Origin of the sequence: Citrobacter sp. S39, assembly GCF_009495675.1 — a bacterium.
GTDB lineage: Bacteria > Pseudomonadota > Gammaproteobacteria > Enterobacterales > Enterobacteriaceae > Citrobacter > Citrobacter freundii.
In genome coordinates this window covers 3351095-3377379 of record NZ_CP045555.1, presented here as the reverse complement: position 1 = coordinate 3377379, position 26285 = coordinate 3351095, and the positions used below count along the sequence as shown (strand labels likewise).

22 protein-coding genes and 1 pseudogene are annotated in these 26285 nt (G+C 52.9%); 14 read left to right on the top strand and 9 right to left on the bottom strand.

Annotated features, from left to right (window positions below; genetic code table 11):
• Positions 1-32 precede the first annotated feature (32 nt).
• Together ompD and GFB57_RS16080 are read left to right on the top strand one after the other, a co-directional pair.
• On the top strand, positions 33-1124 hold the full coding sequence (ompD, locus tag GFB57_RS16085) for a porin OmpD (RefSeq protein ID WP_003020085.1): 1092 nt from the start codon (positions 33-35) through the stop codon (positions 1122-1124).
• A 143-nt stretch (positions 1125-1267) separates the two neighbouring features.
• Complete coding sequence (locus tag GFB57_RS16080) at positions 1268-1648, top strand: GFA family protein (RefSeq protein ID WP_085952502.1); 381 nt, start codon at positions 1268-1270, stop codon at positions 1646-1648.
• 3 nt (positions 1649-1651) lie between these two features.
• Here the strand turns inward: GFB57_RS16080 and GFB57_RS16075 are convergent, their stop codons facing one another.
• Positions 1652-3136, bottom strand: a complete 1485-nt coding sequence (locus GFB57_RS16075) for an MFS transporter (RefSeq protein WP_003020091.1) — start codon at positions 3134-3136, stop codon at positions 1652-1654.
• A gap of 116 nt (positions 3137-3252) precedes the next feature.
• On the opposite strand from GFB57_RS16075, the gene GFB57_RS16070 reads away from it, so the two are divergent.
• The 7 genes from GFB57_RS16070 (at position 3253) to GFB57_RS16040 (ending at position 13123) form a co-directional block, all read left to right on the top strand.
• Positions 3253-3831 (top strand): TetR family transcriptional regulator, encoded by a 579-nt coding sequence (locus GFB57_RS16070; RefSeq protein WP_003020094.1) that lies wholly within the window; start codon positions 3253-3255, stop codon positions 3829-3831.
• Between the two features lie 211 nt (positions 3832-4042).
• Positions 4043-5428: a NarK family nitrate/nitrite MFS transporter gene (locus tag GFB57_RS16065; RefSeq protein WP_003020098.1), complete on the top strand. Its 1386-nt coding sequence runs from the start codon at positions 4043-4045 to the stop codon at positions 5426-5428.
• 49 nt (positions 5429-5477) lie between these two features.
• Positions 5478-9218 carry a nitrate reductase subunit alpha gene (locus GFB57_RS16060; protein ID WP_003020100.1) on the top strand — a complete coding sequence of 1247 codons (3741 nt, stop codon included), beginning with the start codon at positions 5478-5480 and terminating at the stop codon, positions 9216-9218.
• A complete protein-coding gene (gene narH / locus GFB57_RS16055) occupies positions 9215-10759 on the top strand; it encodes a nitrate reductase subunit beta (protein ID WP_003020103.1) in 1545 nt (514 codons plus the stop codon). Before GFB57_RS16060 ends, narH begins: the two co-directional genes overlap by 4 nt.
• Positions 10759-11454: a nitrate reductase molybdenum cofactor assembly chaperone gene (narW, locus tag GFB57_RS16050; protein WP_003020105.1), complete on the top strand. Its 696-nt coding sequence runs from the start codon at positions 10759-10761 to the stop codon at positions 11452-11454. The genes narH and narW overlap by 1 nt, the downstream gene beginning before the upstream one ends.
• Complete coding sequence (narI, locus tag GFB57_RS16045; RefSeq protein WP_003020109.1) at positions 11451-12131, top strand: respiratory nitrate reductase subunit gamma; 681 nt, start codon at positions 11451-11453, stop codon at positions 12129-12131. Before narW ends, narI begins: the two co-directional genes overlap by 4 nt.
• 98 nt (positions 12132-12229) lie before the next feature.
• The gene (locus GFB57_RS16040) at positions 12230-13123 is read left to right on the top strand and encodes a PhzF family isomerase (RefSeq protein WP_003020111.1); all 894 of its coding nucleotides are present in this window, start codon (positions 12230-12232) and stop codon (positions 13121-13123) included.
• Positions 13124-13181: 58 nt separating this feature from the next.
• Here the strand turns inward: GFB57_RS16040 and nhoA are convergent, their stop codons facing one another.
• Complete coding sequence (nhoA, locus tag GFB57_RS16035; RefSeq protein ID WP_003020114.1) at positions 13182-14027, bottom strand: N-hydroxyarylamine O-acetyltransferase; 846 nt, start codon at positions 14025-14027, stop codon at positions 13182-13184.
• A 157-nt stretch (positions 14028-14184) separates the two neighbouring features.
• On the opposite strand from nhoA, the gene GFB57_RS16030 reads away from it, so the two are divergent.
• Positions 14185-14757, top strand: coding sequence for a flavin reductase family protein (locus GFB57_RS16030; protein WP_003020117.1), 573 nt, complete (start codon positions 14185-14187; stop codon positions 14755-14757).
• Between the two features lie 28 nt (positions 14758-14785).
• Here the strand turns inward: GFB57_RS16030 and pptA are convergent, their stop codons facing one another.
• On the bottom strand, positions 14786-15013 hold the full coding sequence (pptA, locus tag GFB57_RS16025) for a tautomerase PptA (protein ID WP_003020119.1): 228 nt from the start codon (positions 15011-15013) through the stop codon (positions 14786-14788).
• 34 nt (positions 15014-15047) lie between these two features.
• Positions 15048-16052 carry a LacI family DNA-binding transcriptional regulator gene (locus GFB57_RS16020; protein ID WP_162009207.1) on the bottom strand — a complete coding sequence of 335 codons (1005 nt, stop codon included), beginning with the start codon at positions 16050-16052 and terminating at the stop codon, positions 15048-15050.
• A gap of 319 nt (positions 16053-16371) precedes the next feature.
• Between GFB57_RS16020 and GFB57_RS16015 the strand changes: the two genes are divergently transcribed.
• Complete coding sequence (locus tag GFB57_RS16015) at positions 16372-17568, top strand: L-talarate/galactarate dehydratase (protein ID WP_003020125.1); 1197 nt, start codon at positions 16372-16374, stop codon at positions 17566-17568.
• Positions 17569-17642: 74 nt separating this feature from the next.
• Complete coding sequence (locus GFB57_RS16010; protein ID WP_003020126.1) at positions 17643-18953, top strand: MFS transporter; 1311 nt, start codon at positions 17643-17645, stop codon at positions 18951-18953.
• A gap of 69 nt (positions 18954-19022) precedes the next feature.
• Here GFB57_RS16010 and GFB57_RS16005 read toward each other — a convergent pair whose 3' ends face one another.
• On the bottom strand, positions 19023-19640 hold the full coding sequence (locus tag GFB57_RS16005; RefSeq protein ID WP_003020128.1) for a glutathione S-transferase family protein: 618 nt from the start codon (positions 19638-19640) through the stop codon (positions 19023-19025).
• 112 nt (positions 19641-19752) lie between these two features.
• Here GFB57_RS16005 and GFB57_RS16000 point away from each other — a divergent pair, with 112 nt between their 5' ends.
• On the top strand, positions 19753-20673 hold the full coding sequence (locus GFB57_RS16000; protein ID WP_003020130.1) for a LysR family transcriptional regulator: 921 nt from the start codon (positions 19753-19755) through the stop codon (positions 20671-20673).
• 98 nt (positions 20674-20771) lie between these two features.
• The gene (locus GFB57_RS15995) at positions 20772-21761 is read left to right on the top strand and encodes a zinc-dependent alcohol dehydrogenase family protein (RefSeq protein WP_003020133.1); all 990 of its coding nucleotides are present in this window, start codon (positions 20772-20774) and stop codon (positions 21759-21761) included.
• Positions 21762-21796: 35 nt separating this feature from the next.
• Here GFB57_RS15995 and GFB57_RS15990 read toward each other — a convergent pair whose 3' ends face one another.
• From GFB57_RS15990 to GFB57_RS15975, 4 genes and pseudogenes are all read right to left on the bottom strand, one after another.
• Positions 21797-22570 (bottom strand): amino acid ABC transporter ATP-binding protein, encoded by a 774-nt coding sequence (locus GFB57_RS15990; RefSeq protein WP_003020135.1) that lies wholly within the window; start codon positions 22568-22570, stop codon positions 21797-21799.
• On the bottom strand, positions 22554-23480 hold the full coding sequence (locus tag GFB57_RS15985; RefSeq protein ID WP_003020138.1) for an amino acid ABC transporter permease: 927 nt from the start codon (positions 23478-23480) through the stop codon (positions 22554-22556). Before GFB57_RS15985 ends, GFB57_RS15990 begins: the two co-directional genes overlap by 17 nt.
• A 9-nt stretch (positions 23481-23489) precedes the next feature.
• Positions 23490-23999 (bottom strand): GNAT family N-acetyltransferase, encoded by a 510-nt coding sequence (locus GFB57_RS15980; RefSeq protein WP_003020140.1) that lies wholly within the window; start codon positions 23997-23999, stop codon positions 23490-23492.
• A gap of 10 nt (positions 24000-24009) precedes the next feature.
• A pseudogene (locus tag GFB57_RS15975) lies at positions 24010-26268 on the bottom strand (NtaA/DmoA family FMN-dependent monooxygenase).
• Positions 26269-26285 lie beyond the last annotated feature (17 nt).

Below are 26285 nucleotides of genomic sequence, written 5' to 3'. Positions count from 1 at the left end.
ACACCAAGAAAAAATTATAAGGATTATTTAGAATGAAACTTAAATTAGTTGCAGTGGCAGTGACTAGCCTGTTGGCGGCAGGTGCGGTAAACGCAGCTGAGGTATATAACAAAGACGCAAACAAACTGGATATCTACGGTAAAGTTCACGCTCAGCACTACTTCTCTGACGACACCAGCAGCGATGGCGACAAAACCTACGCGCGTCTGGGCTTCAAAGGCGAAACTCAGATCAACGACCAGCTGGTTGGCTTCGGTCAGTGGGAATATGAATTCAAAGGTAACCGTACTGAATCCACCGGTGGTTCCGACAAAGATAAAACTCGTCTGGCATTCGCTGGTCTGAAATTCGCTGAATACGGTTCTTTCGACTACGGTCGTAACTACGGCGTGGCCTACGACATCGGCGCATGGACCGACGTTCTGCCAGAGTTCGGTGGCGATACCTGGACCCAGACTGACGTATTCATGACTGGCCGTACTACTGGCGTTGCAACCTACCGTAACACCGACTTCTTCGGTCTGGTTGAAGGTCTGAACTTTGCAGCTCAGTACCAGGGCAAAAACGAAGACAAACGTAATCCTAACGAAGCTAATGGCGACGGTTTTGGTCTGTCTACCACTTATGAGTACGAAGGCTTTGGTGTAGGTGCTACCTATGCAAAATCTGACCGTACTGATTCTCAGGTAAACCGCACAGATCTTCTCAATCTGAACGCTAAAGGTAAAAACGCTGAAGTATGGGCTGCTGGCTTGAAATATGATGCGAACAACATCTACCTGGCAACCACCTACTCTGAAACCCGCAACATGACTGTGTTTGGTGATGCTGATTATATCGCTAACAAAACGCAGAACTTTGAAGCTGTTGCTCAGTACCAGTTCGACTTCGGTCTGCGTCCGTCCATCGCTTACCTGAAATCCAAAGGTAAAGACCTTAACACCACTTATGGCGACCAGGATCTGGTTGAGTACATCGATTTAGGTGCTACCTACTACTTCAACAAAAACATGTCTACCTTCGTTGATTACAAAATCAACCTGCTGGATGACAATGCCTTCACTAAAGCTGCCGGTGTAAGCACCGACAACATCGTGGCTGTTGGTCTGAACTACCAGTTCTAATTTTGTTGTAGTCAGAATACAAAGCCAGTCCTTCAAGGGCTGGCTTTTTCTCTTGATGTAGACTCGGTCATAAGGAGTATGCCGTGCAGACATTCACTGGTCGTTGTCTTTGCGGACAGAGTCATTTTACCGTTGACGTCGAAATGCTGGATGTCTATGCCTGCCATTGTACGCTGTGTCAGAAATGGTCAGGCGGCATCGCCATGTATCTGGAAGCCAGCGCTCACCCGCTGATGTCGCCAGACTCGGCAGAACCTTCGCACTTTCCTTCCTCAAATCGTGGTGAACGGTTCTTCTGTTCCGGCTGCGGATGCCCACTGTGGTTTACGTTGACGGACAGCGATCGCTACTTTATTCCGTGGACACTTCTGGAACTTAATGAGGTAGATCGCCGCCGCCTAATATTAGCGGCAGAAATCTATACGGAAACACAGCCTGCGTTCTGGAGATTGACGGGGCAATACGCTCGACTGAGTGGGAAAGAAGTCGAAGAGATGGATTACCCCTGTCATTTAGCTCACTAGTTATTAACGTTGTACCTTTGCCAGACTGAACCACATTCCTATCGCTAATACGATAAGCATGCTGCCGGCGCTGCTTAAGGCCACGCTATGTGACCAGGTGAACGCTTCTCTGGCAGCCGTCAGCAATGCCTCACTCAGTGACGACGGGAGCGAGTGTGCCAGTTGTACCGCCTCCCCCATTGACGATGAGGCACGTTCCATTTCCTGCGCATTAAGTCCGGCTGGCGGCAGAATCGATGCAGAAAAGCTACGGCTCAACAGCAAACCAAAGATAGCGATCCCAAGTCCGGCTCCCAGTTCATAAGCCATTGTCTCGATGGCACCCGCGGCCGCGGCTTTTTCCGCAGGTGCTGCTGCCATGATAGCCGCCGTTGAAGCCAGAAGCGCACTGGCGGCGCTGAAGCCGAGCAAAGCCATCAAAATCCAGGCTTGTACCTGTTGGCTACTGAAATCCGTCATCGCCAGGCCGTAAAAGCTAACAGCGCTCAGCGCCATACCCGCCGTCGCCACACAACGTAATCCCAGACGTGAAACCAACATACCGGCAATCGGTCCGCTGAAACCACTTGCCAGCATCACCGGCAGCATGAACAACCCTGCCTGATACGGTGTTAAGCCGTGGACAAACTGTAGCTCCTGAGCCATCAGTAACTCGAAACCCACCAGCGTTATCATCGCGGTCATCGCCATCACTACGCCACTTAAGATTATGCGATGTGTGAACAACCGCATATCAATCATCGGGCGGGCTGCCGCAAGCTGGATGCGGACAAACTGCCACAACAGCAAAGCGCCGGTTAACAGCGTCAGGGCGATGGCAACGGTCGCCGTATGCCCTTTCAGCGCGGTTTTGGCGCTGTAAACCAGCAGCAGAATGGCGACAATCAGCATTATCGCATGACCAAAATTTAACGATTGATCGCGACGTCCAGCCTGACGCGGCACTAAGCGTGCGGTTAAGGCCATTACCACCAGGACAATCGGTACATTAATTAAGAATACGGATCCCCAGTAGAAGTGCTCCAGTAGCATCCCGCCTACCAGTGGGCCAAACGCCGCACCGCCGGAACCAACCGCGGCCCAGACACCGAGCGCCATATTACGATGCCGTTGCTCAGCGAACGTGGCGCGAATCCCCGCAAGCGTTGCCGGCACAATCATCGCCGCGCCAATCGCCAACACGGCCCGGGTGACAATCAGCCAACTGGCGCTATGAGCAAAAGCGGCCGCCAGTGATGCCAGACCAAACAAGCCTCCACCTAACAGCAGCAGGCGTTTAAAGCCGATGCGATCGCCCAGCGCGCCCATTGGCAATACCATACCGGCCATTACCAGGGAATAAATATCAATTATCCACAGCAGCTCGTTGCCACTGGCGCCCAGCGTCATACTCAGCGTGGGCGCGGCAACGTGCAGCACCGTTGCATCAATCGCAACAGGGATGTAGACCAGCACAATAATCACTAACGTTAACCACTGACGAAACATAAAACTCCCTTCAAAACTGAAACTGGACACACGTCCAGGTTCGGCGATCCTACGGAAATTTGAACGTATGTCCAACTTTTTGTTAGACTGCGTGCTAAACGGATATGGGAGGAACGATGAGCTATCTAAATCGGGATGAACGTCGGGAAGTGATTCTGCAGGCGGCAATGCGCGTCGCGCTTGAGGAAGGATTTACCGCCATGACGGTGCGGCGTATTGCCACGGAAGCTCAGGTGTCAACCGGCCAGGTGCATCATCACTTTACGTCTGCCGGCGAGTTAAAATCCCTCGCTTTTGTGCAACTGATCCGTACTCTTCTGGATGCCGAACTGGTCAGCGCAAACGCCAGCTTCCGTGAACGGCTGCATGCCATGCTGGGCAGCGAAGATGGCGGGTTCGAACCCTATATAAAACTATGGCGTGAAGCGCAGGTTCTGGCGGATAAAGATCCGGAAATCAAAAGCGCTTACCTGCTGACCATGCGGATGTGGCACGAAGAAACCGCCGCTATCATCTCTCAGGGACAGAAAGCCGGTGAGTTTTCTTCACGCCCGGATGCTGCCGATGTGGCCTGGCGTTTAATTGCGTTGGTATGCGGTCTGGATGGCATCTATGTATTAGGCATTGAGGAAATGGCCGATCCTGCATTCGAACGCCACCTGGATCGTATGATTACGTTAGAGTTAGTAAATTGATGTTATAGATGAATTAATAATACATCTTTTATATTTACAATTGGTAACACTTAAGCAACGTGTAATTCCCTCATCACGCCGCGTTATTGCGCTTTTTTATCTATTCTTTCAGTCAATATTCCCAAAACTTTTCAATAGTTTCTAAAAGAACTCGCGCGGCGCTGTATGCGTTTATTTCTTTTTCATGAACGGCATGTGCATGGAGAATAATATGTCAGCATCAAATGAGAAAAATAATCGTTATCTTTTAACTGACTGGAAACCCGAAAATCCTGCCTTTTGGGAAAACAAAGGTAAGCACATTGCCCGAAGAAACCTCTGGATATCAGTGAGTTGCTTGCTGCTTGCGTTTTGCGTCTGGATGTTGTTCAGCGCTGTTGCTGTCAATCTGAATAAAATTGGTTTTAATTTTACCACCGATCAACTGTTTTTATTAACGGCATTACCTTCTCTTTCTGGTGCAATATTGCGCGTTCCCTACTCCTTTATGGTACCTATATTTGGGGGGCGCCGTTGGACCATTTTTAGCACCGTCATTCTGGTTATTCCCTGCGTCTGGCTCGGTTTTGCCGTGCAAAATACCGCTACTCCGTTTGGCGTATTTATTATCATTGCGCTGATGTGTGGGTTTGCTGGCGCTAACTTTGCCTCCAGCATGGGTAATATCAGTTTTTTCTTCCCCAAAGCGAAGCAAGGTAGCGCACTAGGCATTAACGGTGGCCTCGGCAACCTCGGTGTCAGCGTGATGCAGTTGATCGCGCCGCTGGTGATCTTTCTCCCCATTTTTACCTTCCTGGGCGTGCAGGGCGTACCACAAGCTGACGGATCGTTACTGTCACTGGCCAATGCCGCATGGATTTGGGTGCCGCTACTGCTGATAGCGACCGTGGCAGCGGGCATAGGAATGAACGACATTGCCAGTTCGAAGGCCTCAATTGCCTCCCAGCTACCGGTCCTCAAGCGTTTTCATTTGTGGTTATTAAGTCTGCTGTATCTCGCCACCTTCGGTTCATTTATCGGTTTTTCAGCAGGCTTTGCCATGCTGGCGAAAACACAGTTCCCTGACGTGAATATTCTGCAACTGGCGTTCTTCGGGCCCTTCATCGGTGCGCTTGCGCGATCGGCGGGCGGTGTTATCTCTGACAAGTTTGGTGGTGTTCGTGTCACCTTAATTAACTTCATCTTTATGGCACTGTTCAGCGCCCTGCTGTTTCTCACTTTGCCCGGCTCGGGCGAAGGAAGCTTTATCGCGTTTTACCTGGTGTTTATGGGCTTGTTCCTGACCGCGGGTCTGGGAAGCGGTTCGACCTTCCAGATGATTGCGGTGATCTTTCGCAAAATCACCATTTACCGGGTGAAGCTGCACGGTGGTACTGAAGAACAGGCCCAGCGTGAGGCGGTAACCGATACCGCCGCCGCCCTGGGATTTATCTCCGCAATTGGCGCTGTCGGGGGCTTCTTTATCCCGAAAGCGTTTGGTTCATCGCTGGCGCTGACCGGATCTCCGGTAGGCGCAATGAAAATATTCCTTGTGTTCTACATCGTCTGCGTGCTGGTGACCTGGCTGGTTTACGGCCGTAAATCACAAAAAAAATAGTCATCTTTTGGCCTGTGTAGGCAACGTTATTCGAAGCAGGAGTTATGTCATGAGTAAACTGTTAGACCGCTTTCGCTACTTTAAACAAAAGGGCGATACGTTTGCCGAGGGGCATGGGCAAGTAATGCACACCAACCGGGACTGGGAAGACAGCTATCGTCAGCGCTGGCAGTTCGATAAAATTGTGCGTTCTACCCACGGCGTTAACTGTACCGGCTCATGCAGCTGGAAAATCTACGTCAAAAACGGGCTGGTAACCTGGGAAACTCAGCAAACCGACTACCCGCGTACCCGCCCTGACCTGCCAAATCATGAGCCCCGTGGCTGCCCACGCGGCGCAAGTTACTCGTGGTATCTCTACAGCGCTAACCGCCTGAAATATCCACTGGTGCGTAAACGCTTAATCGAATTGTGGCGCGACGCCCTGTCCCGCCAGCCCGATCCGGTGCTGGCCTGGGAATCCATTATGAACGACCCGCAAAAATGCCAGAGCTACAAGCAGGTACGCGGGCGCGGTGGGTTTATCCGTTCCAACTGGAAAGAACTTAATCAACTGATTGCTGCTGCCAACGTCTGGACGGTGAAAACTTACGGCCCTGATCGTGTGGCCGGATTCTCTCCCATCCCCGCAATGTCGATGGTCTCCTATGCTGCAGGTACGCGCTATCTCTCGCTACTGGGCGGAACCTGTCTGAGCTTCTATGACTGGTACTGCGACTTACCGCCCGCGTCACCGATGACCTGGGGCGAGCAGACCGACGTTCCTGAATCCGCCGACTGGTATAACTCCAGCTATATCATCGCCTGGGGCTCTAACGTGCCGCAGACCCGTACCCCGGACGCGCACTTTTTTACTGAAGTTCGCTACAAAGGCACCAAGACAATTGCCATTACGCCAGACTACTCGGAAGTCGCCAAACTGTGCGACCAGTGGCTGGCACCGAAACAAGGGACAGACAGCGCGCTGGCAATGGCGATGGGCCACGTGATCCTGAAAGAGTTCCATCTCGACAATCCCAGCGATTATTTCCTCAATTACTGTCGTCGCTATACCGATATGCCGATGCTGGTGCTGCTGGATGCCCGCGAAGATGGCAGCTACGTGCCTGGGCGCATGATGCGCGCCTCAGACCTTGTCGATGGTCTGGGTGAAAGCAACAATCCAGAGTGGAAAACGGTGGCTTTCAACCGCGAGGGCGAACTGGTTGTCCCGAACGGATCTATCGGTTTTCGCTGGGGCGAGAAAGGCAAATGGAACCTGGAACCCCTGGCGGCTGGCGCTGAAACTGAACTTTCCCTCTCGCTGCTTGGTCAGCATGATGACGTGACCGGCGTGGCATTCCCCTATTTTGGCGGCAACGAAAACCCACATTTTCGCAGTGTAAAACAAGAACCGGTGCTGGTCCGTCAACTACCGGTAAAATATCTTACCCTCGCTGACGGTAGCCGTTGCCCGGTGGTGAGCGTCTATGATCTGGTGCTGGCGAATTACGGCCTCGACCGTGGTCTGGATGATGTTCATAGCGCACAAGATTACAGCGAAGTAAAAGCCTACACCCCGGCCTGGGGTGAGCAAATTACCGGCGTGCCACGCCGTCATATCGAACAAATCGCCCGTGAGTTTGCCGATACCGCGCACAAAACGCATGGCCGTTCGATGATCATCCTCGGGGCTGGCGTTAACCACTGGTATCACATGGACATGAACTACCGCGGGATGATTAACATCCTGGTGTTCTGTGGTTGCGTGGGACAAAGCGGCGGCGGCTGGGCGCACTATGTGGGTCAGGAGAAACTGCGTCCGCAAACCGGTTGGTTGCCGCTGGCCTTTGCCCTGGACTGGAACCGCCCACCGCGTCAGATGAACAGCACTTCGTTTTTCTACAATCACTCCAGTCAGTGGCGTTATGAAAAACTCACCGCTCAAGAACTCCTCTCTCCGCTGGCCGATGCGTCGAAGTTTAGCGGACATTTGATTGACTTTAACATACGTGCTGAACGAATGGGCTGGCTGCCCTCTGCGCCGCAGCTTAACCTTAACCCATTGACCGTCAAAGCGAAGGCAGAACAAGCTGGGTTATCTCCTGCGCAATACACTGCCCAAGCGCTGAAGTCGGGTGATATTCGTTTTGCCTGTGAGCAGCCGGATAGCGGCAAAAACCACCCACGCAACCTCTTCGTCTGGCGCTCTAACCTGCTCGGTTCCTCCGGTAAAGGGCATGAATACATGCTCAAGTATTTACTGGGTACCGAAAGCGGGATCCAGGGGGAAGCGCTCGGTTCAAGTGAGGGTATTAAACCTGAAGAGGTTGAATGGCAATCCGCGGCGATAGAGGGCAAGCTCGATCTGCTGGTCACGCTCGATTTCCGTATGTCCAGCACCTGTTTGTTCTCCGATATCGTTTTGCCAACCGCTACCTGGTATGAAAAAGACGATATGAACACTTCGGATATGCATCCGTTTATTCACCCGTTGTCCGCGGCGGTCGACCCGGCATGGGAATCGAAGAGTGACTGGGAAATTTATAAAGGCATCGCCAAAATGTTCTCCGAGGTATGTGTGGGACACCTTGGACAAGAAACGGATGTGGTGTTGCAACCACTGCAACACGACTCTCCGGCAGAGCTGGCGCAGCCGTTTGACATTCTGGACTGGCGCAAAGGCGAATGCGATCTCCTCCCGGGGAAAACGGCACCAAATATCGCCGTTGTGGAACGTGACTACCCCGCTACCTACGAACGCTTTACTTCACTCGGTCCGCTTATGGACAAGCTTGGTAACGGTGGGAAAGGCATTGCGTGGAATACCCAGGCGGAGGTCGATTTCCTCGGCAAGCTGAACTACACCAAACGCGAAGGCCCGGCAAAAGGCCGACCGCTGATTGACACCGCGCTGGATGCCTCTGAGGTGATCCTCGCCCTGGCGCCGGAAACCAACGGTCAGGTGGCGGTAAAAGCCTGGGAAGCGCTGGGGGCGATGACCGGACGCGACCATACGCATCTGGCGTTGAACAAAGAAGACGAAAAGATTCGTTTTCGCGATATCCAGGCGCAGCCGCGCAAAATCATCTCCAGTCCTACCTGGTCCGGCCTTGAAAGCGAACATGTCTCCTATAACGCAGGCTATACCAACGTTCACGAGTTGATCCCATGGCGTACCCTGTCCGGTCGCCAGCAGCTGTACCAGGATCACGCGTGGATGCGAGCGTTCGGTGAAAGTCTGGTGGCGTATCGTCCGCCTATCGATACCCGCAGCGTCAGTGAAATGCGCGAAGTTCCGCCTAACGGCTTCCCGGAAAAAGCCCTCAACTTCCTGACGCCGCACCAGAAATGGGGGATCCACTCTACCTACAGTGAAAACCTGCTGATGCTGACGCTTTCGCGCGGCGGCCCCATTGTCTGGATCAGCGAGACCGATGCCAAAGATCTGGGCATTGAGGATAACGACTGGATTGAAGCCTTCAACGCCAACGGTGCGCTCACCGCGCGTGCAGTGGTGAGTCAACGCGTGCCGCCGGGAATGACCATGATGTATCACGCTCAGGAGCGAATCATGAATATCCCAGGCTCGGAAGTCACCGGGATGCGTGGCGGGATCCATAACTCGGTCACCCGCGTCTGCCCGAAACCCACGCACATGATCGGCGGCTATGCGCAACTGGCATACAGCTTCAACTATTACGGGACGGTCGGCTCTAACCGCGATGAGTTCATCATGATTAGAAAAATGAAAAACATTAACTGGCTGGATGATGAAGGTCGCGATCAGGTACAGGAGGCGAAAAAATGAAAATACGCTCACAGGTAGGCATGGTTCTTAATCTGGATAAGTGCATCGGCTGCCACACCTGCTCCGTCACCTGTAAAAACGTCTGGACCGGGCGTGAAGGGATGGAATATGCGTGGTTTAACAACGTCGAGACTAAACCGGGGATTGGTTATCCGAAAAACTGGGAAGATCAGGAAGAGTGGCAAGGCGGCTGGGTTCGCGATGTTAACGGCAAGATAAGACCGCGTCTGGGCGGTAAGATGGGCGTAATCACCAAAATTTTCGCCAACCCGGTGATTCCGCAAATCGATGATTACTATGAACCGTTTACCTACGATTATCAGCATCTGCATAGCGCGCCGGAGAGCAAGAATCAGCCCACCGCGCGTCCGCGTTCGCTGATAGATGGTAAACGGATGGACAAGATTATCTGGGGTCCAAACTGGGAAGAACTGCTTGGCGGCGAATTTTCAAAACGTGCCCGCGACCGTAACTTCGAGAAGATGCAAAAGGAGATGTACGGTCAGTTCGAAAACACCTTCATGATGTATTTACCGCGCCTGTGCGAGCACTGTCTGAACCCAAGCTGTGTCGCCACCTGCCCGAGCGGTGCTATCTATAAGCGTGAAGAAGACGGCATTGTGCTGATCGACCAGGACAAATGTCGCGGTTGGCGCTTGTGCATCAGCGGCTGTCCGTACAAAAAAATCTACTTTAACTGGAAGAGCGGTAAGTCAGAGAAGTGCATTTTCTGCTACCCGCGTATTGAGTCCGGCCAGCCGACGGTGTGTTCAGAAACCTGCGTTGGGCGTATCCGTTATCTCGGGGTATTGCTGTACGACGCCGACCGTATCGAGGAAGCAGCGAGCACCGAGCATGAAACCGATCTCTACGAGCGTCAGTGCGATGTGTTCCTCAACCCGAACGATCCAGCGGTGATTGAAGAGGCGCTAAAACAAGGTATTCCACACAACGTCATCGAAGCAGCCCAGCGCTCGCCGGTTTACAAAATGGCGATGGACTGGAAGCTGGCGCTACCGCTGCACCCGGAGTATCGCACCCTGCCGATGGTCTGGTATGTGCCGCCATTGTCACCGATACAGTCGGTCGCCGACGCGGGCGGACTGCCGCACAATGGCAACATTTTGCCTGCGGTTGAGTCGCTGCGAATTCCGGTTCAGTACCTCGCCAATATGCTCAGTGCGGGTGATACCGGTCCGGTGCTGAGGGCGCTCAAACGGATGATGGCCATGCGCCACTATATGCGTGCGCAAACCGTAGAAGGCGTCACGGACACCCGCGCGATTGAGGAAGTGGGTCTGAGCGTTGAGCAGGTCGAGGAGATGTATCGTTATCTGGCCATCGCCAACTATGAAGACCGTTTCGTGATCCCGACCAGTCACCGCGAAATGGCGCGTGATGCCTTCCCGGAGAAAAACGGCTGCGGCTTTACCTTCGGCGACGGTTGTCATGGTTCCGACACCAAATTCAACCTGTTCAACAGCAGCCGTATTGATGCCATCGACATCACCGAAGTGCGCGATAAAGCGGAGGGTGAATAATGCAAATCCTGAAGGTTATCGGCCTGCTGATGGAGTACCCCGACGAGCTGCTATGGGAGTGTAAAGACGACGCGCTGGCGCTTGTGGCCAGCGATGCCCCCACGCTGAGTGATTTTAGCCAGGAGCTGCTCAATGCGCCGTTACTGGATAAACAAGCCGAATGGTGCGAAATCTTTGACCGGGGTCGGGCCACCTCACTGCTGCTGTTTGAGCATGTGCACGCCGAGTCCCGTGACCGGGGCCAGGCGATGGTTGATTTGTTGGCGCAGTATGAAACGGTCGGGCTGCAGCTAAACTGTCGCGAACTGCCGGATCACCTGCCTTTATATCTTGAGTACTTAAGCGTGTTACCGGAAGCGGAGGCCAAAGAAGGACTGCAGAACGTCGCACCGATTCTGGCGTTGCTTGGCGGGCGCTTAAAACAGCGCGATACGCCGTGGTATCAACTGTTTGATGCCCTGTTGCAGCTTGCCGGAAGTCCTCTTTCGAGTGACAGTGTCACTAAGCAGGTTGGCGCGGAAACGCGCGACGATACCCGACAGGCGCTGGATGCAGTCTGGGAAGAGGAACAGGTGAAGTTTATCGAAGATAATGCCACCGCCTGTGACAGTTCACCGTTACAAAACTATCAACGACGCTTTAGCCAGGACGTGGCACCTCAGTATGTCGACGTCAGCGCGGGAGGCCCGAAATGATACAGTACCTGAACGTCTTTTTTTACGATATCTATCCGTACCTGTGCGGTACGGTGTTTATCCTCGGCAGTTGGCTACGCTACGACTACGGACAATACACCTGGCGCGCGTCTTCCAGCCAGATGCTGGACAAACGCGGCATGGTGTTGTGGTCAAACCTGTTCCACATCGGCATTCTGGGGATCTTTTTCGGGCACCTGTTTGGCATGTTAACGCCGCACTGGATGTATGCCTGGTTCCTGCCGATTGCGGTAAAACAGCAGATGGCGATGATTGCCGGCGGACTTTGTGGCGTGCTCACACTGGTGGGTGGCGCTGGCCTGCTGGTGCGCCGGTTGACTAACCCGCGCATTCGCGCAACCTCCTCGACCGCCGATATTCTGATCCTCTGCGTTCTGCTGATTCAATGTATTCTCGGTTTAACCACTATCCCGTTCTCTGCACAGCATCCTGACGGCAGTGAAATGCTAAAACTGGTCGGTTGGGCGCAGTCGGTGGTGACCTTCCAGGGCGGTGCGTCTGCGCATCTGGATGGCGTGGCGTGGATTTTCCGTGTGCATCTGGTTCTGGGGATGACCATTTTCCTGCTGTTCCCGTTCACCCGACTGGTCCACGTGTGGAGTGCGCCGTTTGAGTACTTTACCCGCCGTTATCAGATAGTGCGTTCGCGTCGCTAATTTCCTCTGCTGCCCGGTAGCGCTAGCGCTTACCGGGCCTGGATCGCTATCCCGCTTTTTGTACGTTATGATGCTTCTCCATCCCAGGGAGAACGCTAATGAAACCACAGGTTTATCACGTCGATGCCTTTACTTCAGTACCCTTTCGCGGCAATTCAGCGGGAGTGGTGTTGCATGCTGACGGATTGAGCGAAGCACAGATGCAACTTATTGCTCGCGAGCTGCGTCATTCGGAAACCGCATTCCTGCTGACCAGTGACGACAGCGATGTTCGCATTCGTTATTTCACGCCGACGGTCGAAGTTCCCATCTGTGGACACGCTACCGTCGCCGCACATTATGTGCGCGCCAAGGTGCTGGGTCTGGGCAACAGCACCGTCTGGCAAACCTCGCTCGCCGGTCGTCATCGGGTCGATATTGAAGCAAGTGACAATGACTATCGCATCAGCCTTGAACAAGGCGTACCTGGATTCGAAGCTCCGCTGGAAGGTGCTGTACGTGCCGCGATAATCGATGCACTGCACCTGAGCGAAGACGATATGCTGCCCGGATTACCCATTCAGGTGGCCACTACCGGACACTCTAAAGTAATGATTGCGCTGAAGCCTGAGGTGGACCTCGACGCCCTTTCCCCGGATTTGTCTGCCCTGACCGCTATCAGCAAGCAAATTGGCTGTAACGGTTTCTTCCCTTTTCAAATTCGCAAGGGCGAAAACGCCACCGATGGCCGCATGTTCTCGCCTGCTATTGGTATTGTGGAAGATCCGGTTACCGGCAATGCCAACGGTCCAATGGGCGCGTGGCTGGTTCAACATGGGTTGATGCCGCATGACGGGAAAACGCTACGTGTTCAGGGACATCAGGGCCGCGCGCTCGGGCGTGACGGTATTGTTGATGTGACGGTGGCTATCCGTGAAAACCTGCCGGAAAAAGTGACTATTACCGGTTCGGCAGTGATCCTGTTTCACGCCGAATGGGCGGTAGATTTTTAATTGTTCCCGTAGGCCGGATAAGGCGATAACGCCGCATCCGGCATGACTTCCGATGCCCCTATTTCCCCGCCTCCGGATGCGTATCAAACGCCGCCATGACCGTCGCCAGCTCATCTTCGGTAAACCCATGCTTCACGTCATCCACGCCCAGTCCAAACTGTTCCTGCAGCAAGGCATACAGGCTGGCGACATCGGGCAGATTAATCTGCTCTATCGCCCGACCATCCTGATAACGGGTGAAATGAAAATTGGTCAACGTCAGCTTACCGCCGTCCGGAAGATGACGACACATCAGCAAATGATGACGAAAATGCGATTGTGGCCAGTGCGCGGACCAGAAATTGCCCATCAGATAATCGCTCTGGTGCTGCACGACCAGGTCAAAACGGTACATTGATTGCCAGTGATCGTGATGGCGGAACTGCAGGATCCAATCGTCCCCCTCCTGAACCAGACGATATTCGCCGTGTGGCGTTTGCTGCTCAATGTCGGCCTGCAGACGAATCGGCGCCGTCAGCGTTTGCCCGCCGAAGCCAACGTCGGCGATCCACTGCTCTCCCTGTAATTCAACCAGCAACAGACGATGCGTGCGCGGCGGCAGACTTGACGGATTTGCCAGTACCACACGACCGAGAAGGCTGCGTACGTTAAAACCGATTTCGCGTAACGCGCGCTCAAACACTCCATTCTGTTCAAAGCAATAACCGCCACGATGCGCCGTCACCAGCTTCTCTTCCAGCGACAAATCGTCAAGCTGCATCTCTCTTGGCAGCAATACATCCAGGTTTTCAAACGGAATCGCGCCGTTGTGCTGTAAATGCAGCGCTTTTAAAGTTTCAATGTCGACGCTGGCCGAATCTGACCAGCCAATACGGGCAAAATAAGCGGTTAAAAAAGGCGTCATAGGGAGTTCCTGTTCGATTAATGCAGTACTTATAACGCATTTTTAATTTTACGCCGTCGATTTTGTGCGTTGTTCCTCCAGACGAGGCGACAAAATCGCTAATACCGTTAATATCTATATCTATTGTGGTGTGTTATCTCTCAGCCCAGGAGCATCCATGAGCCATTTCCGTTCAATCGAATTAAAACATGCCAGTCGGCTGCTTAACCACGGCCCTACGATACTGATCACCAGCCGGGATGAGCATACCGAGCGGCGCAATGTGATGGCGGCAGCATGGTCAATGCCGGTGGAATTTGAACCGCCGCGGATTGCAATTGTTGTTGATAAGACTGCCTGGTCGCGTGAACTGATTGAGCGTAGCGGCAAGTTCGGTATTGTTATTCCGGGCGTGGCCGCTACCAACTGGACTTACGCGGTGGGCAGCGTTTCCGGTCGCGTGGAAGATAAATTTAACTGCTACGGTATTCCGGTGGTAAAAGGTCCGGTGCTGGGATTACCGTTAATAGAAGCGAAATGTCTGGCCTGGATGGAGTGTCGTCTGCTGCCTGCAACGGCAGCACAGGAAAAATATGACACCCTGTTTGGGGAAGTGGTCTCGGCTGCCGCTGATGAGCGAGCTTTCGTGGAAGGACGCTGGCAGTTTGATGATGATAAACTCAATACCCTGCATCATCTTGGTGCCGGAACGTTTGTCACCAGCGGGAAACGCATAACAGCGGCTGAATAATACGGGCGCAATAATCGCCCGTTCTCTTTCACATGCTGTAGCCGGGTTTTTTAATCAGCCTCGTCATCTGTGGTGCAATTTCCGCATCCCACACGCTCTGCCACGCCTCGGGCTCAATTTCATTCAGCGCCACGCTCACTGAACTCTCTTTGCTTTGTAAATGGCGAATAATGACTTCGGTAATATCCGTCGCCAGTGCGGCCTTCTCTTCTTCGTTCAAATCGCGAGGAAAACATTTGATATCAACGTGCGGCATGACAGGTTCCTTATTGTTTTGGGATGCAGGTAACTTATGCGGACTCTCGTTCAACCAGGTGAAATCCGACATCAATAATATCGTCTTCACGTGGAATTTGTTCGATACGATCGGCAAGCAGAGAGGCGGCGCGTTGTCCAATGGCCCGTCGGTCGACGCTAACTGTGGTGATGGCAGGCCGGTTACTGGCGGCAAAATCAAGATCGCCAAAACCGATTACAGCTAGCTCCTGCGGCACGCGTAAACCACGGCTTTCGGCTTCCATAATCGCCCCCTGGGCTAAGGTATCTGAGCTACAGACAATGACATCAAACTCGCGATCCGCCAATAGCTGCGTCAATCCAGTGCGTCCCAATGCCAGAGAGGCCGGAAGTGGGACGTCCACCTGTGCGTCAGCCGTAATACCATGACGACTCAGCGCATCGCACAGCCCTTGTTTACGCTGGCCTGCCCGGCGATCGGCGGTCCATAACAACCCCGGACGGCGATAACCTTTTTTCAGCAAATAGTCTGCCACCGCCTGACCAACTTTTTCATGCGAAAAACCGACCAGCATATCGATGGGCGTTGGGGTTAAATCCCAGATCTCTACAACCGGAATGGCCGCATTAAGAATCACCTTTTTCAGCTCGGCGGTATGATGGATACCGGTGAGCACGACGCCATCCGGGCGGCGAGAAAGCAGCGTCGCAACCAGCTCTGCCTCAGTTTGCGGCGTGTAACCTGATACGCAGAGCAAGATGTGGTATCCGCGTTCAGCCAGTTCATCGCTTAATGACTGAATGGTATCGACAAACATATTGTTGTTAATTTGCGGAACAACCACGGCGATAAGCTTACTGCGACGCGACGCCAGCCCCCCGGCCAGCGCGTTGGGGATATATCCCGTGGCACGTACCGCCTGCATCACTTTTTCCACGGTTTTCGGGCGCACCAACTGCGGGCTATTTAGCGCCCTGCTCACCGTCATGGGTGACAATCCAGCAGTACGGGCAACATCTTCCAGCGTGGGTGCACGCGGAGGTCTGGCGTTTTTCACTGTCGATGCCCTTGTCAAAAATCGCTGATTTATCCTGGCATTATTCATCATGATTTCGGCTATTGCCAGCGACTCTCGGCGATAACGCTGAGAAAACAGCAGCTTAGTTAATTATCGTCAATCAAAATGATAGCGCAATCACAATGATTTGTGCATTTCTCCATAAAATATTGGAATGTGACATCGTTTACAAGTTACTACCCTTTTATCTCAGTATTTGTGAGCAATTGTTCAAATCACAATCAACTCACTGGTGAAATGATTGCGCTAACACTAAAAATGATAGCGCAATCATTTATTACCACCAGGAGAGAATAATATGTCTTTAAGCGCTAATTCCGATGCCGTGACCTATGCCAAATCGGCTAACGCCAAAACCGCAGCAGAAACCGGTGACCGTATTGAATGGGTAAAACTGTCTCTGGCTTTCCTTCCGCTGGCAACACCAGTGAGCGATGCCAAAGTGCTGACTGGTCGCCAGAAACCACTAACCGAAGTCGCCATAATCATCGCCGAGATCCGCAGTCGCGACGGGTTTGAAGGCGTGGGATTTAGTTACTCCAAGCGTGCTGGCGGTCAGGGGATCTATGCGCATGCCAAAGAAATTGCCGATAACCTGTTAGGTGAAGATCCAAACGATATTGACAAGATCTATACCAAGCTGTTGTGGGCTGGGGCTTCCGTAGGACGCAGCGGCATGGCGGTTCAGGCCATCTCCCCTATCGATATCGCTTTATGGGATATGAAGGCCAAGCGTGCAGGATTGCCGCTGGCAAAACTGCTTGGCGCGCATCGTGACTCCGTACAGTGCTACAACACCTCCGGCGGATTCCTGCATACGCCGCTGGATCAGGTGCTTAAAAACGTGGTTATTTCCCGTGAAAACGGCATTGGCGGCATCAAACTCAAGGTCGGTCAGCCAAACTGTGCCGAGGATATTCGCCGCTTAACCGCGGTACGTGAAGCGTTGGGGGATGACTTCCCGCTAATGGTCGATGCCAATCAGCAGTGGGATCGGGAAACCGCCATCCGTATGGGACGTAAAATGGAGCAGTTCAATCTGATCTGGATTGAAGAGCCGCTCGACGCCTACGATGTAGAAGGCCATGCCCAACTGGCCGCCGCGCTGGATACCCCGATTGCCACCGGTGAAATGCTGACCAGCTTCCGCGAACATGAACAGCTGATCCTTGGCAACGCCAGCGATTTTGTACAGCCCGATGCACCGCGTGTGGGGGGGATTTCACCGTTCCTTAAAATTATGGACCTGGCGGCTAAACATGGTCGCAAACTGGCTCCGCACTTCGCTATGGAAGTTCACCTGCATCTGTCCGCCGCTTATCCACTTGAGCCATGGCTGGAGCATTTCGAATGGCTGAACCCGTTATTTAATGAACAACTTGAGTTGCGCGATGGCCGGATGTGGGTTTCCGAACGTCACGGTCTGGGCTTCAGCATCAGCGAGCAGGCGCGCCGCTGGACGCAATTGACCTGCGAGTTTGGTAAACGTCCTTAATTTATTTGGCGGGTAAGTAATACCCGCCCTCCTCCCCTACAAAAACGCTCTCAACCTTATGAAAGGAGTGGGTGATGAACACAATAATAAAGCGCACAAAAGTGCGTTACGGCATTCTGATATTTCTGTTTCTTGCCACCGTATTTAATTACGCCGATCGCGCGACGTTATCCGTGGTCGCGCCGATAATGAGCAAAGAATTAGGTTTTGATCCTGAAGCTATGGGACTGGCCTTTTCTGCCTTCGGTATTTCTTATGTCATTATGCAACTGCCCGGCGGCTGGTTGCTGGATCGGTACGGTTCCCGGTTGGTATACGGCTGTGCCCTGATTGGCTGGTCACTGGTAACCATGTTTCAGGGCACCATTTATCTGTACGCCAGCCCACTTGTCGTATTGATTATCTTACGATTACTGATGGGTGCGATTGAAGCTCCTGCCTTTCCGGCCAATAGTCGATTAAGCGTGCAATGGTTTCCCAATAACGAACGGGGATTTGTTACCTCAGTCTATCAGGCCGCACAATATATCTCGTTAGGGATTATTACGCCGCTCATGACGATTATTTTGCATAATCTGAGCTGGCACTTTGTGTTTTATTATATCGGGGCTATTGGCGTTATTCTTGGCATCTTCTGGCTGGTCAAAGTCAGGGATCCCATGCATCATCCGAAGGTAAACCAACAGGAAATTGACTATATCCGGGAAGGCGGTGGCGAACCGGCGCTGGGCAATAAAAAAGAGTCGCAGAAAATTACCTTTACGCAAATTAAGAGCGTCTGCGTCAATCGCATGATGATTGGCGTTTATATCGGGCAGTTCTGCGTGACATCCATTACCTGGTTCTTCCTGACCTGGTTCCCTACTTATCTGTATCAGGCGAAAGGCATGTCGATCCTCAAAGTGGGGTTTGTCGCCAGTATCCCTGCCATTGCCGGTTTTATCGGTGGATTATTAGGCGGCGTGTTCTCCGACTGGCTACTAAAACGCGGTTACAGCCTGACGATTGCTCGTAAGCTGCCGGTTATCTGCGGAATGTTGCTTTCCTGTGTCATCGTTATCGCCAACTACACCTCGTCAGAATTTGTGGTGATCGCCGCGATGAGTCTGGCATTTTTCGCCAAAGGGTTTGGCAATCTGGGATGGTGCGTTCTCAGCGATACCTCGCCAAAAGAAGTGCTCGGCATTGCAGGCGGCGTTTTCAATATGTGCGGCAATATGGCCAGTATCATCACGCCACTGGTGATCGGCGTCATTCTGGCGAATACCCAGTCTTTTGATTACGCCATTCTCTACGTCGGTTCGATGGGGTTGATTGGCCTGATTTCTTATCTGTTTATCGTGGGTCCATTGGATCGTATTACGCTGACCCCTTCTGTCGCGTAATTTAACCTTATGGCGATAGTTCGCCCGCTGTTCCGGGATTTGCACTCCTGCGGAACAGCGTTTTTTTATTCAAATAATCTTATTGTTTTTCAGTACAGTACGTAGCCTCGGATGCTGACAAACTGCATCAGCGATAGCGCTAATATTCGGCGTGTTGTCCTGAAACCAGTCATGCCCTGGCCCCCAGGTGCGCATAACGGCAATATATACGTCCAGTAGTGTTAGCTGATCCCCGAATGCGTACGGCTCGGCGTTTAGCTGATCGTTCAGCCACATATAGAGGGATTTACGGTACTCAATGCAGTTCTTTTTCAACTGCGCCGGGGAGTCCGGTACCCAGCGTTCTGGATAGTCGGCATAGGTAAACGTGGGATAGACATTTGCCACCAGCCATATCAACAGACGCTGAAACTGCTGGCGTTCGGCGTGTCCAACGGGTGGTGAAAGTTCAGGGCGACGATCGAGGATCATCAGCGCGATCGCCGCCGTTTCCGTCATCACACTGCCATTTTCCAGTACCAGCGTGGGCACCTGGCATAGTGGATTCATCGTCTTAAGCAACTCCCGCTGAGGGCCGTCACTGTCAAAACCGTCGACATTAATAAAATGATAAGGGATCTCCGCCAGTGTGAGCATCACTTCACTGATGGCCGATCCCCAGCCCGGTACCCCATAGACCTTAATCATGCTGCAATCCCCAAAGTTAAAACCCTAAGTGTAGAGCAGCATTCGGCAACCTATGCAGACGTGATTATTACTTTCATAATAACAATGGTCGAATACCGGGGGAGAATAAGCAATGCGTTCCAGTATGTTTGAATATATGAACATTTTTGTACAGGTTGTTGAGCAAGGTGGATTTGCCAGAGCAGCAGACGTGTTACACCTGCACCGCCCTGCAGTGACCAAAGCTATCCAACATCTTGAAGACGATCTGGGAGTAAAGTTGCTTAACCGCACGACTCGTAAAGTGAGTCTGACAGAAGAAGGTGACGCTTTTTACCAACGCACAAAAATCCTGCTCAGTGACGTTGATGACATCATGGCTTCTTTCTCACCCACTCGCCCTCCGCGCGGAAAACTCAGGGTGAATGCCCCCCTGTCGCTGGCTCACTCGGTATTAGTCCCGGCCCTGAACGATTTCCAGTCGCGCTACCCGGATATTGAGATTGTCCTCACCTCCACCGACCGCAGAATCGATCTGCTTGCCGAAGGTATCGACTGCATGATTCGCATTGGCGAGTTACAAGACTCTTCTCTGATTTCACGGCGGCTTGGCGAGGTAAAAATGGTGACATGCGCGTCACCGGATTATCTGCAACAACATGGCGTACCGCAGACACCAGAGGATTTATCCCGACATCAGGCAATTAACTTTTTCAGTGAACGTCATCGTGAAGCACTGGAATGGTCCTTCGTCCGCGAGGGTGAAACCGTGTCGTTTATCCCCGCAGGTCACATCAGCGTTGATAACTCCGACATCCTTTTGACAGGCTGTTTATCCGGACTCGGTATCATCCACGGTGTGCACGCGGTACTGGCCCCCTGGATCCAGTCGGGCCAGCTCGTTGAGGTGCTGGCTGATTATGCCGGGGAATCAAAACCGGTTTCTGTGCTTTACCCCGACAGACGTCATCTTGCCCCCCGTGTTCGGGTGTTTATTGACTGGCTGTGTGCGCTTTTTACCGAGCAAAAATCGCGCCTACAGGGATTATTATAATCTAAGTAATAGTGAAGTTCCGCAACGGCGGTTTTTCACCCTCATCTGAGCCGTTAAATTGTGCAGACCCAATACAGAACAATTTACAGAGGTTTGCTATGTCTAAGGTCGTGGTTTTTAATCAACCAGGCGACGCTGACGTCCTGACAATCCAGGATATGCCAGTTTCTGCTCCTCGTGCGGATGAAGTTCAGATACGCGTACGCGCAATCGGCATTAACCGTGCGGAAATTATGTATCGTACCGGCCAGTATATTTACCAACCCAAATTTCCGGCTCGTCTGGGCTATGAGGCTTCTGGCGTTGTTGAATCCGTGGGAGACAACGTGCGTGAGTTTGCACCTGGCGATTACGTTAGCGTCATCCCGGCTTTCAGCTTCCATGAGTATGGTATGTACGGTGAAGTCGTCAATGCTCCAGCCCATGCTGTCGTAAAACATCCTGAGAATCTTAGCTTCGAGGAAGCAGCGGCGAGCTGGATGATGTATGTGACCGCTTTCGGTGCGCTGGTTGAATATGCGGATATTAAGCCAGGTGATAACGTGCTGATCAATGCTGCTTCCAGCAGCGTCGGACTGGCGGCAATTCAGATTGCTAACATGCGGGGAGCAAAACCGATTGCGATGACGCGCACCAGTGAGAAACGTGCCCAGCTTCTGCAACTTGGTGCGGCAGAGGTTATCGCCAGCCAGGAGCAGGATCTGGTGGCGGAGATTAACCGGATCACTGACGGCAAAGGTACCCGCGTGGTCTTCGATCCGGTCGGTGGCCCTGGCGTGGCAAAAATTGCCCAAGTGATGCCTGCCGGCGGACTCTTTTTCCAGTATGGCTCTCTTGATGCGCGTGATTTGTCGATTCCGGTAATTGAGATACTCGGTCGCCATCTGACCTTCCGCGGCTATGAGATTTTCGAAATCACCACGAACCCGGAAAAACTGTCACGTGCAAAACGGTTTATCTTTGAAGGACTGCAATCCGGTAAGCTCAAACCGCTGATTGATAAAACCTTTGCCTTTGATGATATCGTTGAAGCACATCAATACATGGAAGCCAACGGTCAGGTGGGCAAAATCGTCGTCACCCTGTAACCCCCGTGCGGCACAGCCTTGTGCCGCAATGTAACTCAAAGCACTTTCGACAAAAACTGCTGGGTGCGTGTATGACGCGGATGATTCAACACCTGTTCGCTGCTGCCCTGCTCGACGATTTTGCCATCGACCATAAACACCACCTGATCCGCCACTTCCCGAGCGAAGCCAATCTCGTGCGTCACCACCACCAGAGTGGTTCCCGACTTCGCCAGCGCTTTGATGACATCCAGGACTTCGCCCACCAGCTCAGGATCCAGTGCAGATGTAGGCTCATCAAACAGCATGACGCGCGGATTTAGCGCCAGCGCACGGGCAATAGCGATACGCTGCTGCTGACCGCCAGATAAGTGACGCGACCAGGCATCGGCTTTATTCCGCAATCCTACCGCATCAAGCAGCGTTAATGCCCGCTCGGTGGCGGCTTTACGCGTTGCCAGTCCGTGCGCGATGGGCGCTTCAATCAGGTTCTCCAGCACCGTTAAGTGCGGGAACAAATTAAAGTTCTGGAACACATAGCCGACGTTAACGCGCTGGCGCAAAATTTCCGCCTCTTTCAGCTCATACAGCTTGTCTCCCTGCCGACGATAGCCAATGTAATCGCCATCGATTTGAATAAACCCCTCATCGACGCGTTCCAGATGGTTGATAGTCCGCAGTAGTGTTGATTTTCCTGAACCGGACGGTCCGAGAATGACCGTTACCGTTCCGGGAGGGATCTCCAGCGACACATTATCCAATGCTTTGTGGCGGCCGAAGTATTTGCTGACGCCGGTAATAGAAATATGGCCTTCAGGCGAGTGGGACATGGACGGCCTCCTGCTGTGGACGTTGACGACTGCGTTTTTCTGCACGACTCACCCGGACTGTGTTGATCGCTGAACGTCGTTCGCTGCGTGCCAGCGCACGTTCGACCAGGTGCTGAATTAGCGATAAGACGCTGGTGATCACCAGATACCACACCGCGCCGACCATCAGCAGCGGGATCACCTCCTGCGTGCGGTTGTAGATCATCTGGATGGTGTAGAACAGCTCCGGCATTGCCAGCACGTATACCATCGCTGTCCCTTTCGCCAGACTGATAATTTCATTGAAGCCAGCAGGCAAAATGGTGCGCAGCGCCTGCGGCAGAATAATCCGCAGCGTACGTCGCCCTGCCGGTAAGCCCAGTGCTGCCGCTGCCTCGTACTGACCGTGATCGACCCCTAAAAATCCACCACGTATAATCTCAGCGGTATAGGCGCTTTGCACCAGCGTCAGGCCAACCACCGCAGTGGAAAACTGACCGAGTACATTGATGGTCTCAAAACTCCCCCACTGAATGGGAGTGAACGGAATACCAATCGTCAGCGTGTCGTACAGATAGGAGAAGTTGTACAGAACGATTAGCACCACAATCAGCGGTAACGAACGAAACAGCCAGATGTATCCCCATGCCAGTCCATTCAACAGCCAGGAAGATGAAAGCCGCGCCAGCGCCAGCAGACCGCCGATGAGAATACTCAACAGCGTCCCGATAAGTGTCAGTAACAGCGTTTGTCCAAGACCAGACAAAATCACCGGATCGAAGAACCAGCGGGCAAACACGCTCCATTCCCAGCGCGGATTAAACGCCACGGACTGGAGAATCACTGCCAGGGCAAACAAAGCAATGACCGCACCAACGGTGCGCATGGGGTAACGCGCCGGTACGACTTTAATGCTATCTGTCGTTTTCATCTTCTCTCCTCAGGCGATTCTGGCCTGACCGGCAATAGTCAGCAGTTTGGTAAAGCGCAGCCGTCCATCAAACGGTGGCTGGCTGTACTCTTCGGGGTTGCGCGTCGTATCAAATTGCGGATCGTAGCCCTGGCTTAAATAAAGTCTGACGGCCTCCGGCTGGCGAAATCCCGTGGTGAGATATATCCGGCTGTAGCCCGCGAGTAGCGCCCGATGTTCCAGTTCCTGCACTACACGCGCCGCCAGTCCCTGCTGACGCAGGCTGCTTTTTGTCCAGATACGCTTAATCTCGGCGGTGTCCTTGTCGTAAGGTTTGTAAGCCCCGGTGGCGATAATTTCGCCGCTACGCTCCAGGACTACAAAAAGTCCCTGCGGTGCCAGATACCATTCGTTCAGTTCCACTTCAGCGTCGCGAGAAAAATAATCGCCATAACGGGCAGCATACTCACCGAACAGACCGTTCAAAATGGGCTGTAGCTCGCTGGCTTCAGGTGAGACCACGCGAAATTGATCGCTCACGATGACCTCCTTAGTCGCCTAAACCGGCCGGGTTGATTTCAGATTGCGGAATGCGTTCCACCCCTTCTCCCCAGCGATTCAGCACCTTGTCATAATCGCCGTTGCCAATCACGCCGTTGAGGGCGGTTTGTACCGGCAGAACCAGACCGCTGTCCTTTTTCAGCGTCACAGCAATGTGTGCCGCTTTTGGCCAACCGCCATCAACACTACCCACCAATTGCGTTTTACCGTTGAGTGCAGCTTTCCATGCGCCGATTACATTAGGACCGAAGTAGGCATCGGCGCGGCCTGACTGTAGGGCCAGGGTTTGCGCGGCATCATCTTTGGTATACACCGGCGTAAACGGCTGTAACCCTTTCTTCACGTTCTCATCGTTCCAGGCCAGCAGGATGGCTTCCTGGTTCGTCCCTGAACCGACGATAATGCGCAGTCCAGCGATATCTTCCGCCTGCTCGATTTTCTTCAGCTTGCTACCGGTTTTGACATAAAAGCCAAGAGAGTCCTTCCGATACGTCGCGAAATCGAATTTTTCTTTGCGTGCTTTGGTGACGGTAATATTGCTGATCGCGGCATCGTATTTGCCGGAAGTGATGCCCAGCGGCCAGTCTTCCCATGACGTAGGTACGACGTTGAGTTCCAGCCCCAAACTGTCAGCCACCAGACGCGCGATGTCCGCCTCGCTGCCGATCAGCGTCTTATTGTCATCGGCAAAGACGGTCAGCGGCGGTTGACTGAGCCCGGCAATCGCCACGGTGAATTTGCCCGGTACGGCCAGGTGCAGGTTTGCGGGCAATTGCGCGATCGCCTGCGTATTCTTTGCCGTATTGATCGGCGTTTTATTGGCTTCCAGACTTACGCCCGTGCCGTTAATCGTCACATCATTTGCCCAGACAGTCGCGCTGAAAGCCAGCGACAGCGCGAGGAATACTGATTTTTTCTGCATAGCGTTTTTCTCTTATTGTGCGAATTGATTTGCAGGTGTCGTTAATCCCAGGCTTGCGCGCAGGGTCGTACCGGGATATTCATGGCGGAACAGGCCCCGCGCCTGAAGCACAGGGACAACCTGTTCGACAAAACGCGGGAAGGTATCCGGCGTTCCGCCCTGGATAATAAAACCGTCTGCGGCTTTCTCGTCGAACCACTGCTGCAGGCCGTCGGCGACCTGTTCCGGCGTGCCGCTGAAACGCGGACGTGGGCTAGCCGCTTCCAGAGCAACCTGACGGAGTGTTAAGCCACGCTCGCGCGCGTTGCGTTTGATCTCATCAGTCGTACTGCGAAAGCTGTTTTGTCCGAGAGAGCCAAGATCCGGGAACGGTGCGTCCAACGGATATTGGGCAAAATCATGATGTTCAAAGTAGCGGCCAAGATAGTTCAGCGCGTCGGTAACGGAGACCAGCGCAGCGGTAGTCTGATACTGCTGCTCAACATCCTCTGCGCTGTCGCCAACAATAACGCTGACGCCCTGGAATATATGCAGTTGATCGGGATGTCGTCCGGCGATTTCCAGCTGACTTTTTACATCCTGATAGAACGCCTTAGCCTCTGCCAGCGACTCCTGATGGGTAAAAATGGCATCAGCATGCTGCGCCGCTAATTTCTTGCCATCTGCTGAAGCTCCCGCCTGAAATATAATCGGACGACCTTGTGGCGTACGCCCAATATTTAACGGCCCGGCGACCTGGAAATAATCTCCATGATGGTTTAGCGTGTGCAGTTTATGCGGATTAAAAAATTCCCCGCTTGTTTTATTACGGGTAAAAGCATCGTCTTCCCAGGAATCCCACAGTCCTTTCACTACCTGTAAATATTCATCGGCAATACGATAACGCTGGGCATGCTCCGGATGCTGAGCGCGAGAATAGTTTTTTGCCGATCCTTCCAGAGGCGACGTAACCACGTTCCAGCCTGCACGCCCGTTGCTGAGATGGTCCAGGCTGGCGAACTGTCGTGCGGTCGTAAACGGCTCGCTGTATGATGTAGACACTGTGCCAACCAGTCCCAGATTCTGGGTGATGCTGGCCAAAGCGGATAATACTGTCAGCGGCTCAAAACGATTTAAAAAGTGCGGGATTGATTTTTCATTAATATACAGACCATCGGCGACAAAAATAAAATCCAGCTTCCCTTTTTCCGCAATAAGCGCCGTCTCTTTGACAAAATCAAAATTAATACTGGCATCGGCCTGAGCCGCCGGGTGGCGCCATGCGGACATATTTCCCGATGCGCCATGCAGAATAGTTCCGAGCCGTAGTTGCCGATTTCCAGCCATAATAACCCCTACCCAAC